Below are 13627 nucleotides of genomic sequence, written 5' to 3'. Positions count from 1 at the left end.
CCCTTTTGGGCGCCACGGGCGGCAGAATCGTTGCGTTAAATCGCACCTTACGCATTCACAAAACCGCCCCCTTGGAGTACTGGGAGCGCAGAGAAATCTCCGGTCGCAGCCTTACCCGGTCAAAACAAGGACTCAAACCATGAATGCCCTCGTCATCTGCTCCGGCGGATTGGATTCTGTTTCGCTCGCTCACAAGGTGGCAACCGAGCAGAAACTCATTGGCCTGCTTTCGTTCGATTACGGCCAGAGGCACAAAAAGGAACTCGGCTTTGCCTCTATCTGCGCCAAACGGCTGGGTGTTCCGCACCAGATCGTCGATATCCGCGATGTCGGCCGCAACCTGAGCGGCTCGGCGCTGACTGATGCTGTGGACGTGCCCGACGGGCACTATGCCGAAGACTCCATGAGGATCACGGTGGTGCCGAACAGAAATGCCATCATGCTGGCTATCGCCTTCGGGGTTGCCGCCGCGCAGAAGGCCGATGCGGTGGCCACTGCCGTCCACGGCGGAGATCATTTCATCTATCCCGATTGCCGGCCCGCTTTTATCGACGCGTTTCAGACGATGCAGAACCATGCGCTCGCAGGCTACGCCGATATCCGCCTTTACGCTCCCTATGTGAATATGTCGAAGGCCGACATCGTCAGCGAGGGGGCAAAGTACGGTACGCCGTTCGAGGCGACGTGGTCCTGCTACAAGGGCGGTGAACGTCACTGCGGTCGCTGCGGCACATGCGTCGAACGGCGCGAAGCATTCGATTTGGCCGGCATTGCCGACCCGACAGACTATGAGGATGCGGACTTCTGGCTCCACGCTATCCAGATAAGGAGCGCGTGATGTTCCGCATCACCAAAGAGTTCCACTTCTCGGCCTCGCATCAGCTTACCTCTTTGCCCCTCGACCATCAGTGTGCGCGTCTGCACGGGCATAACTATATCGTCGTGGTGGAGCTTTCAGGTGGCAAACTGGACGAACATGGCTTTGTGCGCGACTATCATGACCTCGGCGCACTCAAGCATTACATCGACAAGACGCTCGACCATCGTCATCTGAACGACGTGCTGGGACATGATCATGTCACGGCGGAATGTCTCGCCAAACATTTGTACGAGTGGTGCAAGAGACTGCTACCGGAAACCTCCGCTGTGCGGGTGAGCGAGACACCGAAAACCTGGGCGGAATACCGGCCATGACCTGCACGTTGGATCCCGGAATCCGCGTGAGCGAGATCTTCGGGCCGACCATCCAGGGCGAAGGCATGCTTGTCGGCTTGCCGACGGTGTTCGTTCGAACGGGCGGATGCGATTATCGCTGTTCCTGGTGCGACAGCCTGCATGCCGTGGACAATCGCTTCCGCCATGAATGGAAGACCATGTCCACAGACGAGATCTGGCAAGAGGTCAATGCGCTTTCGGGTGGCCGACCAATAATGGTGTCGCTATCAGGCGGCAATCCGGCCATCCAGCCGCTCGGCGCGCTGATCGAACACGGACATCGTAACGGCTACCGCTTCGCATTGGAAACCCAAGGTTCCGTGGCCAGGGACTGGTTTGCCGAGCTTGATGTCCTGATTCTAAGCCCAAAGCCGCCATCGAGCGAAATGACGACCGATTGGGCTGCGTTCGAGGCGTGCGTCGAGGCGGCGAGGGATAAGCCGCAAATCGTGCTCAAGCTCGTCGTGTTCGACGAAAGAGACTACGCCTATGCCAAGGATGCCGCCGCGCGTTATCCGCAACTGCCTGTGTATCTGCAGCCCGGCAATCACACACCGCCGCGCCCTTATGACGAAGAAGCGCTCATTGACATGGACGGCATAATGAAACGCATGGAATGGCTGGTGGAAACGGTGACCCGTGACAGATGGTTTGATTGGCCGCCGATCACCGCCGCGGGCCGAATGCGCTTGACAAGATAGTCGCCAGCCCATTCAATTCGACGCATTCACCAGGGGAGTCCCGGCAAGGGGCTGAGATACTGCTGGCTTAGCGGCGCAGTGACCCGTTGAACCTGATCCAGTTCATACTGGCGTAGGGACGGTGCAAGCGCTTTGCGGGAGTTTACGCCCGAGGTCCTGTTTCGGCAGGTCGACCAGAGCGACTTTTCATCCTTCCGGCACAGAACTGGGTCTCCAATGCATGAGCAAAGGAGCCTCAAAATGGATGCCATTTCCCCCGCCGTGTCGACGGGACCGCTGCCCGCCTCAAGGAAAATCCACAGACCCGGCATGATTCACCCGCAGATCAGGGTGCCGATGCGGGAAATCGCCGTCCATCCGACGGCGGGCGAACCGCCTGTCACCGTTTACGATCCGTCCGGCCCCTATACGGACCCGACTGTCGAAACCAGCATCGAAAAGGGCCTCGCCAGGCTTCGCCATGAATGGGTGACGGCGCGCGGCGATGTCGAGGCCTATGACGGCCGTCATGTCCGGCCGGAAGACAACGGATTCGCGGTGGGCGAGCGCCTGACACCGGAATTTCCCATTCGCAACCGGCCGCTAAAGGCAAAAACGGGCAAAGCGGTGACGCAGCTTGCCTATGCGCGCGCCGGGATCATCACCCCCGAAATGGAGTTCGTCGCCATCCGCGAAAACCTCGGCCGCGAGATCCTGCGCGGCAAGCTCGAGCGCGACGGCGAAGCCTTCGGCGCGGCGATCCCCGACTTCGTCACGCCGGAATTCGTCCGCGACGAGGTGGCTCGTGGACGGGCGATCATTCCCGCCAACATCAATCATCCAGAGAGCGAGCCGATGATCATCGGCCGCAATTTCCTGGTCAAGATCAACGCCAACATCGGTAACTCGGCCGTCACCTCCTCGATGGCCGAGGAAGTCGAAAAGATGGTCTGGGCGATCCGCTGGGGCGCCGATACGGTGATGGACCTCTCGACCGGCCGCAACATCCACAATATCCGCGACTGGATCGTGCGCAATTCACCGGTGCCGATCGGTACGGTGCCGCTTTACCAGGCGCTCGAAAAGGTCGGCGGCATCGCCGAGGATCTGACCTGGGAGGTGTACCGCGACACACTGATCGAACAGGCCGAACAGGGCGTCGACTATTTTACCATCCACGCCGGCGTGCGGCTGCACTACATCCCGCTGACTGTCGACCGGGTCACGGGCATCGTCTCACGCGGTGGCTCGATCATGGCCAAATGGTGCCTGCACCATCACCGGGAAAGCTTCCTCTACGAGCATTTCGCGGAGATCTGCGACATCTGCCGCGCCTATGATGTGTCCTTCTCGCTCGGCGACGGCCTTCGTCCCGGCTCGATCGCCGATGCCAACGACGCGGCGCAATTCGCCGAGCTGGAAACGCTCGGCGAGCTGACGCAGATCGCCTGGGCGAAGGATTGCCAGGTGATGATCGAGGGGCCCGGCCACGTGCCAATGCACAAGATCAAGGAGAACATGGACAAGCAGCTCGCCGTCTGCGGCGAGGCGCCCTTCTATACGCTTGGACCGCTGACGACCGACATCGCGCCGGGTTACGACCATATCACCTCAGGCATTGGTGCTGCCATGATCGGCTGGTTCGGCACCGCCATGCTCTGCTACGTCACGCCAAAGGAGCATCTCGGCCTTCCCGATCGCAACGATGTCAAGATTGGCGTGATCACGTACAAGATCGCCGCGCATGCTGCCGACCTGGCGAAGGGTCATCCGGCGGCGAAGTTCAGGGATGACGCCCTTTCCCGCGCGCGCTTCGAGTTTCGCTGGGAGGACCAGTTCAACCTGTCGCTCGATCCCGAAACGGCGCGGTCCTTCCACGACCAGACCTTGCCCAAGGAGGCACACAAGGTGGCACATTTCTGCTCGATGTGCGGGCCGAAATTCTGCTCGATGCGCATCTCCCACGACATTCGCGCCGAAGCGCAGAAGGAGGGCATGGCTGCGATGGCGGCGAAATACCGCGAGGGTGGCGATCTCTACATGCCTGCTGACGAGACCGGAGCACCGTTCTTGCCACAGGCGCCGGAACCATCATGAAGGTTCTGGTCAAAGGGGCCGGCGTCGCCGGCCTCACCGCTGCCTTCGAACTCGCCACCCGCGGCGCGACGGTCACAGTCGCCGAGATCCGGTATGGCCTCGGTGGCAACGCGTCGTGGTTTGCCGGCGGCATGCTGGCGCCATGGTGCGAGCGTGAAAGTGCCGAGCAGCTAGTGCTGGATCTCGGACGCGACGCCGCCGACTGGTGGGACGCGGCAACTCCAGGCCAGGTGACGCGGGCCGGAACACTGGTCGTGGCCGCGCCGCGCGACGCGGGCGAGCTTGACCGGTTCGCCAGTCGCACCTCGGGCCACCGGCATGTCGATGAAGATCAAATCGCGTTGCTGGAGCCCGACCTCGCCGGTCGCTTCCGGCGCGGATTGCTCTTCCCCGGTGAGGCCCATCTCGACCCGCGCCAGGCGATGGCGGCACTTCATGAAAAGCTCGCAGCCATGGGTGTCGAGTTCCACTTCGACGTCGACGCCCGGCATGGTTCCGGTTTCGATCGTCAGATCGACTGCACGGGAATGGCAGCAGCCGATGACAGGCTGCGCGGCGTTCGCGGCGAAATGCTGATCCTGCGCACCGCTGATATCTCGCTGTCGCGACCGGTCAGGCTACTGCATCCGCGCTTTCCACTCTATGCAGTGCCGCGCACCGACCACAGTTTCATGATCGGCGCGACGATGATTGAGAGCCAGTCCGCCGGACCAGTCACGGCGCGTTCCATGATGGAGCTGCTGGGTGCCGCCTATGCCCTCCATCCGGCCTTTGGCGAGGCCGAGATCGTTGAAACCGGTGTCGGCGTCCGTCCAGCCTTCCCCGACAACCTGCCGCGCGTCGAGGCACGTGGAACTACCGTCGCGATCAATGGACTCTATCGCCATGGTTTTCTTCTGGCGCCCGCCATGGCGCGCCCGGCAGCCGAAATTCTCTTCAGTCACGACAAATCAATGGAGCTTGCCAATGAAACTGATCGTCAACGGCGAAGTGCTTGAGATTGACGCCTCAACGCTGGCGGCGCTGCTTGCCGCGCTTGATTATGAAGGCGATTGGCTGGCGACCGCCGTCAACAGCGACCTCGTGCACAAGGCCAGCCGGTCGGAGTTCCAGTTGAACGACGGCGACCGGATCGAGATCCTCTCGCCCATGCAGGGAGGCTAGCATGTTCGAACTTCTCGGGACGACGCTCCCGTCTCGCCTGCTTCTGGGCACGGCTCAATATCCCTCGCCCGCGATCCTTGCCGATGCGGTCGAGGCGTCGGGCGCGTCGATGGTGACGGTCTCCTTGCGGCGTGAGATGGCGGGCGGCAGGAGCGGCGGAAAATTCTGGACGTTGATCCGCTCGCTCGGCACGAGAGTCCTGCCCAACACGGCCGGATGCCACTCCGTCAAGGAAGCGGTCACCACCGCGAACATGGCGCGCGAAGTGTTCGGCACGAGCTGGATCAAGCTCGAAGTGATCGGCAACCAGGATACGCTGCAACCGGACGTGTTCGGCCTTGTCGAGGCCGCGCGCATCCTGTGCGAAGACGGCTTTGCAGTATTTCCCTACACCACCGATGACCTTGTCGTCGCCGAGCGGCTGCTGGATGCGGGCTGCAAGGTCTTGATGCCGTGGTGCGCGCCGATCGGTTCCGCGCTCGGGCCGGTCAACATCCCGGCGCTGCGCTCGATGCGTCGACATTTGCCTGGCGTCCCGCTGATTGTGGATGCCGGGCTCGGACGACCGTCGCACGCGGCGACCGTCATGGAACTCGGTTTTGACGCTGTGCTCCTGAATACGGCGGTCGCCAAGGCGGCCGACCCCATCGGCATGGCGCGTGCGTTCGGCAAGGCGGTCGAAGCCGGTCGCGAAGCTTTTGCTTCGGGAATGCTCGAACCGCGCGATGTCGCGGCGCCGTCGACGCCGACATTCGGCAAGGCGGTTTTCTCATGAAGCTCGATCCCTTCTACCTGATCGTCGACAGCGCTGACTGGGTCGAGCGGCTGGTGCCGCTAGGGGTCAAGCTGGTACAGTTGCGCATCAAGGATCAGGACGAGGCCACGCTGCGGACGGAAATCCGCCGCGCGAACCACGTCTGCGCTGTCCATGGTTGCCAACTGATCGTCAACGACTATTGGCGGCTCGCCATCGTGGAAGGCTGCGACTTCGTCCATCTTGGCCAGGAGGATTTGGCTGAAGCCGACTTGCTGGCGATTAAGTACGCCGGATTGAAGCTCGGACTTTCGACCCATGATCACGCCGAACTGGAAACAGCTCTCGCGGCCGAGCCGGACTATGTGGCGCTGGGGCCCATCTACCCGACCATCCTGAAGCAGATGAAATGGGCGCCGCAAGGGGTCGAACGGATCGGCGAGTGGAAGCGCCGGGTCGCACCCATTCCATTGGTCGCCATTGGCGGCCTCAACCCCGACCGGCTCGACGGTGTTTTCGCGGCTGGTGCGGACACCGCGGCGGTGGTCACCGACATCACGTTGAATGCCGATCCCGAAGCGCGCACGCGAGAATGGATCGAAAAGACAAAGCCATGGCGCTGAGGCGAGACCCTTATGTGCTCGTCGTCGGCGGATCAGACTCCAGCGGTGGGGCTGGAATTGCACGCGACATCGAGACGATCTCTTCCATTGGCGTGCGCACCTGCCTGGCTGTCACCGCGTTAACGGTGCAGACGCACGACGCCGTCATGGAAATCCATCCTTCGCAGCCCGATCTTATGGCCGATCAGATGCGCGCCGCGCTGCAGGCCAACGAGGTGACGGCCATCAAGATCGGCATGCTTGCAACGGCCGAGATCGTCGTAGCCGTCGCGGCTGTGCTACGCGAAAATCCACAGGTGCCGGCAGTACTCGACCCGGTGCTGGCCTCGACCTCAGGCCGGGCGCTGCTGGACGCAAGGGCCATTGCCGCCATGAAACGCGACCTGATGCCCCTTTGCCGCCTCGTCACACCCAATCTCATCGAGCTGGCGCTTCTTGTTGGCTTAGAGCCAGCGGTGGATGGAGACGGCGCAGTGTGGCAAGGCCAGGAATTGCTGGTGGCCGGGATGCAGGCCCTGCTGATCAAGGGCGGCCACGCGACGGGACCCCGATCGACCGATATTCTGTTGCGCTTGGATCAAGGACCAATCCGCTTTGACATGCCGCGCCTTGCCGTATCGATGCGCGGGACGGGCTGCATGCTGGCTAGCGCGATTGCAGCGCATCTGGCAAAGGCGAGATCACTTGAAGACGGCGTGCGCGAAGGCAAGCTGTTTGTCTTCAGGAGGCTGCGAAAGAATGCAGTCGGACGAAATTGACTTTGCCTCGGTCAATCTAATCGCGGCCCCCCAATCACGATATCCACGCCATGTCCGCGCATCGCAAGATGTCCGCCATCCTATGCAAAGCCTCGAGAATGGCGATATCGATCCTGTCCAGCGGCATTTTTCGTGACTCGTGCGAAAATCCTTTGGTTTCGCGCAACGATTATCGAAACACGCGATCCGGCGCAAGCGCATTCGCAAACACCTGCGCAGCGATTCGTGGTTCACTCCACCAATACAGGGAAACGAGCCCCAAGGGCCGGATCAGGAGAAGAATATGCGCGTCGGCTGCCCCAAGGAAATCAAGAACCATGAATACCGCGTCGGTCTGACGCCGGGCTCGGTCCGCGAATATGTCGCCCATGGCCACGAGGTGCTGGTCGAAACCGGCGCCGGTGCCGGCATCGGCGCCGACGACAACGCCTACCGCGCCGCCGGCGCCACCATCGCCAAGACGGCCGCCGATGTGTTCGCCAGGTCGGACATGATCGTCAAGGTCAAGGAGCCGCAGCCCAGCGAATGGGCGCAGCTGCGCGAAGGCCAGATCCTCTACACCTATCTCCATTTGGCTCCGGATCCGGAGCAGACCAAGGGCTTGCTTGCTTCCGGCGTCACCGCGATTGCCTACGAGACCGTGACCGACGACCGTGGCGGCCTGCCGCTCTTGGCGCCGATGTCGGAAGTTGCCGGCCGCCTGTCGATCCAGGCCGGCGCAACGGCGCTGCAGAAGGCCAATGGCGGCCGCGGCGTGCTGCTCGGCGGCGTGCCCGGCGTGCTGCCCGGCAAGGTCACGGTGCTCGGCGGCGGCGTCGTCGGCCTGCACGGGGCCCGCATGGCGGTCGGCCTCGGCGCCGACGTCACCATCATCGACCGCTCGATCCCTCGCCTGCGCCAGCTCGACGATATTTTCGGCGGCCGCGTTCACACCCGCTACTCGACTGTCGAGGCGCTGGAAGAGGAATGTTTTTCGGCTGACATCGTCGTCGGTGCCGTGCTGATCCCGGGTGCCGCCGCGCCGAAACTCGTTACGCGCGAAATGCTGTCGGGCATGAAGAAAGGCGCCGTGCTGGTCGACGTCGCCATCGACCAGGGCGGCTGCTTCGAGACCTCGCACGCCACAACTCATGCCGAGCCGACCTATGAGGTCGACGGCGTCATCCACTATTGCGTCGCCAACATGCCAGGCGCGGTGCCGGTGACTTCGGCTCATGCGCTCAACAATGCGACGCTGCACTATGGCTTGCAGCTCGCCGACAAGGGCCTCAAGGCGCTGGTCGACGACCACCATCTGCGCAACGGGCTGAACGTCCACAAGGGCAAGATCACCAATCGCGCAGTGGCCGAAGCACTCGGTTACGAACTGGTCGAGCCGAGGGCCGTTCTCGCCGCCTGATTCCAGTTACAACCGTTTCCTCCCGTCTCGCCCGCCGGTTCGTTCCGGCGGGCTTTTTTTGCCGACGATTGGCCAGAGGCGTGCTCCCCTTTCCGTCAATGTCCGCGGTGAAGCTCGTCGGCGCGACACCCTAGTCGACGATGAAGCTGAACGCGTCCGAAACTAGATATCGCCTGCCGAAATCCCCAGTCCCTTCCCCGTGAGCATCAGCTTTGGCGTCTCTGGGTGGTCGGTGCAATCGTTTCCGGTCTCCAGATCGTTACTGACGAAAAGGAGAACCTGCCCCCACCGGCGAGTCCGATTTCTGCTGCTTACATGGCCAGCTCTGCTCGTAAGGGCGCCATGCTTTGATGTCGACAGCCCACATAAACACAGATGAGCTGTCGCTGTGACACCAGCATGCGCGGTGCCTTTGCCGCCAATGCTTTCACGGCGGTCAAGATCCGCATGCTCGGGTCGGCGGGAGCGACCGTAGCGGTCGGCTCTGCCCTGTCGAACAGCCCCCAGGCATCGGCAGTGCTCGACCCGGTCCAGGCATCAATCTTGGGATGAGCGTTGCTGAGGGACGATACCATCGATGCCCTGCGTCGCAGTCGGCAACATTTGAACGACGCGTGCCCCAAATGAGCATTGGAGGCGAACAGCGTTTCTCTCGGGTGGCAAAGAACAGCATCCGATACTTTATCGTCTATATAATTGATAGACATACTGAACAGCGAAAGTAGGGCCATTTCCAAAATTGGAGCAAGACGATGATGTTAGCTGTGAAGAGATTTTCGAGAAGGCGGTTTGGTGTATTGGCGACCGCTTTGGCGGTAACCCTGATCGCTTCTTCCTCCCCTTTCAGTGCCGAGGCGGGCAGTCCGGACGCGGGTAAACTGCCGACCAGGATCCCGGAGGGCACCGTGCTTCGTATCGGCGATCCCGAGACGCAAAGAGCCCTGGAACTCTCGGGCCTGATCGATCAACTACCCTTCAACGTCGAATGGGCCAACATCAGCGGCGGCCCACAGACAATCGAAGCCTTTCGCGCCAATGCATTGGACGTCGGATCCGTTGCCGACATTCCGCCCATCCACGCGACCTGGACGGGGCTCAAGGTCAAGATCATTGCTGCGAAGTTCCGCAAGGATCCGGTTGAGCACCCGATTTATCAACTCGGCATTGCGCCGGGCGTCGAGGTCAAGACGCTCGCGGATTTGCGCGGCAAACGGATCGCCTTCAGCCCCGGACAGGCGCAAGGCGCGCTGGTGCTGAGGGTCCTGCAGGCCGCCGGCCTGAACAAGGAGGATGTAAATCTCATTGAACTGCCCAGCAAAGGCGATGCCTATCCGGTGGCACTTGCCAGCAAGCAAGTCGATGTCGCACCGATCTGGGGCGTCCTCGTCAAGCATTATCTGCGACAGTATGGTGCCGACGGCGCGACAATCATCCCACACGGCTTGCGCGACGATCCAGCCCATCTCTATGCCCCACAGGCCGTGCTTGACGACCCGGCCAAAGCTGCCGCTCTCGGCGAATATGTGCGCTACTGGGCACTTGCGGCCCGATGGGTGGAGGAGCATCCCAAAGAGTGGATCGAAGGCTACTACGTCGCCACCCAGGGCCTCAACAGCGAAGATGGCCAGTATCTCGTCGAGGCCGACGGACGGTTCGACATTCCGTCCGACTGGAACGATGTGATCGCGCGCCAGCAAGCGACGATCGACCTCCTGGCCAAGGAACTGAACAAGCCCCCCATCAAGGCAGAGGATCTTTTCGACAGGCGCTTCGAGAGGATTGCCACAAATGCGCTGAACGCGTCCTGACGACCTGCTTCCCAGCACTGGAGACGATGCAGATGAACGCAATCTCACATACCGCCGCAGTTGCACTCCCCATTCCCTACGCATCGGATGAAAGGGGGTTGATTGCGCCCGCTGTACAGGCCCGCAAGACCGCTCCTAGGCGTCGCCTCGCACTTGGGCGGCCGATCCCGTTTGGCGCGCTGATCGGTCCCGCACTTCTTCTCGTGATCTGGTCCATCGGCAGCATCGCCGGCCTGATCGATCCAAGAACGCTGCCGGCGCCCTGGTCGGTTGTCGGCACTGCCATCGATCTCATCGCCGCAGGGAAGCTTCAGGATCATTTGATGACGTCTGCCTGGCGGGCAGCACAGGGTCTGGTGTTTGGTATCCTGATCGGGACCGTGCTTGCTCTCATTTCAGGTTTGTCCCGGCTTGGCGAGGCAATCATTGACGGCCCCGTTCAGATCAAGCGGGCGATACCGACGCTCGCTCTGATCCCGCTGCTGATGCTCTGGTTCGGCATTGGCGAGGGCATGAAGGTGACGGCCATCGCGCTGGCCGTCCTGATCCCGATCTATATCCAGACCCACAGCAGCTTGCGCAGCATAGACAGCCGTTATGTCGAACTGGCCCAGACCTTGCGAATGGGCTACGGCGAATTCATCCGCCAGGTCATCCTGCCGGGCGCGCTTCCGGGCTTCTTCCTCGGCCTGCGTTTCGCGGTGACCTACGCCTGGCTGTCTCTGGTGGTGGTCGAACAGGTCAATGCCACGAGCGGCATTGGGTACATGGTCGACCTCGCACGCAATTACGGCCAGACCGACATCATCATCGTCGGCCTCGTCGTCTACGCGTTGCTTGGTCTCATGTCCGATGGCATTGTCCGCTTCTTCCAGGAAAGGTCCTTGTCATGGCGTCGCACCCTGGCGGATTGAGCGGCGCGCCCGCGGTGCGGGTCAAGGGCCTTGTGAGGCGTTTCGGGCCGCGAACCATCCTCGACGGCCTCAGTCTCGACATCGAGAAGGGGGAGTTCGTCGCCCTTCTCGGCCGTAGCGGGTCGGGCAAGAGTACATTGTTGCGCGCGCTCGCCGATCTCGACGACAAAGTCTCCGGATCCGGCCGACTCGATACGCCGGATAAGAAATCGGTAGTGTTCCAGGATGCCCGATTGTTGCCCTGGAAACGAGTGCTGGAGAATGTGGTTCTCGGTCTCGGCCTGCCGGACGCCGCCGAACGCGGACGGGTAGCTCTCGAAGAGGTTGGCCTGAGCGGCCGCGAGACCGCATGGCCGGTCGAACTCTCTGGTGGCGAGCAGCAGCGGGTGGCGTTGGCGCGCTCGCTTGTTCGTGATCCTGAACTGCTGCTGGCGGACGAGCCGTTCGGCGCACTCGACGCGCTGACCCGCCTGCGCATGCACGATCTGCTGCGCCAGCTCTGCACCCGTCACCAGCCGGCCGTCCTGCTGGTCACCCATGATGTCGACGAAGCTGTGACGCTGGCGGACCGGGTTTTGGTGCTCCACAATGGTGCAATCATCGCCGACATCGCGATCAGTATCCCCAGGCCACGCGATCATGGCGATCGCCGATTCGGCGAGATTCGCTCCGAACTTCTGCGTCATCTCGGCGTCGAGACAAAGCCTCTGCTGCCCGTCTGAGCGGCCGAAGACGTGCGGCTCCGTGTCACTACCCAGGAGGACCAACAGATGCCCGCCAAATCACGACAGTTGAACCTCAACCTTTTCATCTATCCTGGCGGCCATCATGAAGCCGGCTGGCGCTACAAGGATTCCGCACCTGAGAGAGTGTTGGACATCGCCTATTATCAGGAACTGGCGAAAAAGGCCGAGGCGAGCAAGTTCGACGCGCTGTTCTTTGCCGATGGCCCCGCACTTGCCGATAACATCCGCTACGCAAGCCGCTTCAGGCTAGAGCCGCTGACATGGATTTCGGCGCTCGCCGCTGTGACGGAACGCATCGGCTTCATCGCTACCGCCTCGACCACCTACAACGAACCCTACAACCTGGCCCGGCTGTTTGCTTCTGTCGATCATTTGAGTGGCGGGCGCGCCGGCTGGAACATCGTCACCACGGGCGATGCGTCCGCAGCGTTGAATTTCGGCTTTGATCGACATCCGACCCACGCCGACCGTTACGAGCGCGCAAGCGAATTCGTTGATGTGGTGACGAAGCTCTGGGACAGCTGGGAGGACGACGCGCTCGTCGCGGACCGGGAATCCGGAATTTTTGCCGACACCGACAAGATCCACCCAATCAACCACATCGGCAAATACCATCGGGTGAAGGGGCCGCTGACGCTGCCGCGCTCGCCGCAGGGGCGGCCGGTCTATGTCCAGGCGGGTTCGTCTGAAGACGGACGGTCATTCGCAAGCCGCTATGCCGAGGCGATATTCACAGCACATCAGACACTCGGCAACGCGCAGGAATTTTATGCTGACATCAAAGCGCGCGTGAAGTCGGTTGGCCGCAACCCTGACCACGTCAAGGTGTTGCCTGGTATCAGTCCCTTCATCGGTTCAACCGAGGCTGAAGCCCGCGCACTGCATGACGAGTTCAACGAGCTGACGCAGCCGGAATATTCGCTCGATCAGCTACGGCGCATCGTAGACGCCGACCTTTCCAGCTACGATCTGGACGGGCCATTTCCGCGCGAGCTCATCAGTGGCGAGGGCGAGCGCGGTGCGAGCAGCCGCTTCCACGTCGTACTCGACATCATCGAGCGCGAGAATCCGACCATCCGCCAGTTGCTCCACCGTCTCGCCGGCGCGCGCGGGCATTGGGTCCAGGCCGGGACGCCCGAACAGATCGCCGACAAGATCCAGGAATGGTTCGACAACGGTGCCGCAGATGGCTTCAATGTCATGCCGCCCTATCTTCAGGGCGGGTTCGACGTATTCGCCGACGAGGTGGTGCCGATCTTGCGCAAGCGCGGACTTTTCCGGCACGACTATGACGGGGTAACGCTGAGGGACCATTTCGGTCTGCCCCGCCCTGACAATACGTTCAGCCAGCCGCAAAAGGCGACCGCCTGAGCTACCTTCGCATCGAGCGTTCGACCTTGAAGCGATTCGATAACATCCTGCAGTCGATGTTGTTGGAACGAAATTCGAAACGGCAAGGTACGGTCGAC

At 61.8% G+C, this 13627-nt stretch carries 14 protein-coding genes and 1 riboswitch; all 14 genes read left to right on the top strand.

Annotation, left to right across the window (positions count from 1 at the left end; genetic code table 11):
- Positions 1-139: 139 nt before the first annotated feature.
- A complete protein-coding gene (gene queC / locus NKH89_RS13115; RefSeq protein ID WP_023802510.1) occupies positions 140-838 on the top strand; it encodes a 7-cyano-7-deazaguanine synthase QueC in 699 nt (232 codons plus the stop codon).
- The gene (gene queD / locus NKH89_RS13110) at positions 838-1194 is read left to right on the top strand and encodes a 6-carboxytetrahydropterin synthase QueD (RefSeq protein WP_023802511.1); all 357 of its coding nucleotides are present in this window, start codon (positions 838-840) and stop codon (positions 1192-1194) included. Before queC ends, queD begins: the two co-directional genes overlap by 1 nt.
- On the top strand, positions 1191-1916 hold the full coding sequence (gene queE, locus NKH89_RS13105; RefSeq protein WP_023802512.1) for a 7-carboxy-7-deazaguanine synthase QueE: 726 nt from the start codon (positions 1191-1193) through the stop codon (positions 1914-1916). Before queD ends, queE begins: the two co-directional genes overlap by 4 nt.
- Before the next feature lie 21 nt (positions 1917-1937).
- Positions 1938-2053: riboswitch (TPP riboswitch) on the top strand.
- A 103-nt stretch (positions 2054-2156) separates the two neighbouring features.
- The gene (thiC, locus tag NKH89_RS13100; protein WP_352909031.1) at positions 2157-3992 is read left to right on the top strand and encodes a phosphomethylpyrimidine synthase ThiC; all 1836 of its coding nucleotides are present in this window, start codon (positions 2157-2159) and stop codon (positions 3990-3992) included.
- A complete protein-coding gene (thiO, locus tag NKH89_RS13095) occupies positions 3989-4990 on the top strand; it encodes a glycine oxidase ThiO (RefSeq protein WP_023802515.1) in 1002 nt (333 codons plus the stop codon). Before thiC ends, thiO begins: the two co-directional genes overlap by 4 nt.
- Complete coding sequence (thiS, locus tag NKH89_RS13090) at positions 4959-5156, top strand: sulfur carrier protein ThiS (RefSeq protein ID WP_023802516.1); 198 nt, start codon at positions 4959-4961, stop codon at positions 5154-5156. The genes thiO and thiS overlap by 32 nt, the downstream gene beginning before the upstream one ends.
- A gap of 1 nt (position 5157) precedes the next feature.
- The gene (locus tag NKH89_RS13085) at positions 5158-5931 is read left to right on the top strand and encodes a thiazole synthase (protein WP_023802517.1); all 774 of its coding nucleotides are present in this window, start codon (positions 5158-5160) and stop codon (positions 5929-5931) included.
- Positions 5928-6533, top strand: coding sequence for a thiamine phosphate synthase (locus NKH89_RS13080; protein ID WP_023802518.1), 606 nt, complete (start codon positions 5928-5930; stop codon positions 6531-6533). Before NKH89_RS13085 ends, NKH89_RS13080 begins: the two co-directional genes overlap by 4 nt.
- A complete protein-coding gene (locus NKH89_RS13075; RefSeq protein ID WP_023802519.1) occupies positions 6524-7291 on the top strand; it encodes a hydroxymethylpyrimidine/phosphomethylpyrimidine kinase in 768 nt (255 codons plus the stop codon). The genes NKH89_RS13080 and NKH89_RS13075 overlap by 10 nt, the downstream gene beginning before the upstream one ends.
- A gap of 283 nt (positions 7292-7574) precedes the next feature.
- Positions 7575-8690: an alanine dehydrogenase gene (gene ald / locus NKH89_RS13070; RefSeq protein WP_352909028.1), complete on the top strand. Its 1116-nt coding sequence runs from the start codon at positions 7575-7577 to the stop codon at positions 8688-8690.
- 755 nt (positions 8691-9445) lie between these two features.
- The gene (locus NKH89_RS13065; protein WP_031256353.1) at positions 9446-10498 is read left to right on the top strand and encodes an ABC transporter substrate-binding protein; all 1053 of its coding nucleotides are present in this window, start codon (positions 9446-9448) and stop codon (positions 10496-10498) included.
- A gap of 32 nt (positions 10499-10530) precedes the next feature.
- On the top strand, positions 10531-11412 hold the full coding sequence (locus NKH89_RS13060) for an ABC transporter permease (protein WP_031256355.1): 882 nt from the start codon (positions 10531-10533) through the stop codon (positions 11410-11412).
- Positions 11388-12134, top strand: a complete 747-nt coding sequence (locus NKH89_RS13055) for an ABC transporter ATP-binding protein (protein ID WP_023802525.1) — start codon at positions 11388-11390, stop codon at positions 12132-12134. The genes NKH89_RS13060 and NKH89_RS13055 overlap by 25 nt, the downstream gene beginning before the upstream one ends.
- 48 nt (positions 12135-12182) lie before the next feature.
- Positions 12183-13529, top strand: coding sequence for an LLM class flavin-dependent oxidoreductase (locus NKH89_RS13050; RefSeq protein WP_023802526.1), 1347 nt, complete (start codon positions 12183-12185; stop codon positions 13527-13529).
- Positions 13530-13627 lie beyond the last annotated feature (98 nt).

This window comes from Mesorhizobium sp. M0923 (assembly GCF_040319365.1).
GTDB lineage: Bacteria > Pseudomonadota > Alphaproteobacteria > Rhizobiales > Rhizobiaceae > Mesorhizobium.
This window is presented reverse-complemented; position numbering and strand designations above follow the sequence as displayed.

What these genes read in the sequence shown, in the direction of transcription:
- queC (WP_023802510.1), top strand. Translation starts at nt 140, where the DNA reads ATGAATGCCCTCGTCATCTGCTCCGGCGGATTGGATTCTGTTTCGCTC.
- queD (WP_023802511.1), top strand. Translation starts at nt 838, where the DNA reads ATGTTCCGCATCACCAAAGAGTTCCACTTCTCGGCCTCGCATCAGCTT.
- queE (WP_023802512.1), top strand. Translation starts at nt 1,191, where the DNA reads ATGACCTGCACGTTGGATCCCGGAATCCGCGTGAGCGAGATCTTCGGG.
- thiC (WP_352909031.1), top strand. Translation starts at nt 2,157, where the DNA reads ATGGATGCCATTTCCCCCGCCGTGTCGACGGGACCGCTGCCCGCCTCA.
- thiO (WP_023802515.1), top strand. Translation starts at nt 3,989, where the DNA reads ATGAAGGTTCTGGTCAAAGGGGCCGGCGTCGCCGGCCTCACCGCTGCC.
- thiS (WP_023802516.1), top strand. Translation starts at nt 4,959, where the DNA reads ATGAAACTGATCGTCAACGGCGAAGTGCTTGAGATTGACGCCTCAACG.
- NKH89_RS13085 (WP_023802517.1), top strand. Translation starts at nt 5,158, where the DNA reads ATGTTCGAACTTCTCGGGACGACGCTCCCGTCTCGCCTGCTTCTGGGC.
- NKH89_RS13080 (WP_023802518.1), top strand. Translation starts at nt 5,928, where the DNA reads ATGAAGCTCGATCCCTTCTACCTGATCGTCGACAGCGCTGACTGGGTC.
- NKH89_RS13075 (WP_023802519.1), top strand. Translation starts at nt 6,524, where the DNA reads ATGGCGCTGAGGCGAGACCCTTATGTGCTCGTCGTCGGCGGATCAGAC.
- ald (WP_352909028.1), top strand. Translation starts at nt 7,575, where the DNA reads ATGCGCGTCGGCTGCCCCAAGGAAATCAAGAACCATGAATACCGCGTC.
- NKH89_RS13065 (WP_031256353.1), top strand. Translation starts at nt 9,446, where the DNA reads ATGTTAGCTGTGAAGAGATTTTCGAGAAGGCGGTTTGGTGTATTGGCG.
- NKH89_RS13060 (WP_031256355.1), top strand. Translation starts at nt 10,531, where the DNA reads ATGAACGCAATCTCACATACCGCCGCAGTTGCACTCCCCATTCCCTAC.
- NKH89_RS13055 (WP_023802525.1), top strand. Translation starts at nt 11,388, where the DNA reads ATGGCGTCGCACCCTGGCGGATTGAGCGGCGCGCCCGCGGTGCGGGTC.
- NKH89_RS13050 (WP_023802526.1), top strand. Translation starts at nt 12,183, where the DNA reads ATGCCCGCCAAATCACGACAGTTGAACCTCAACCTTTTCATCTATCCT.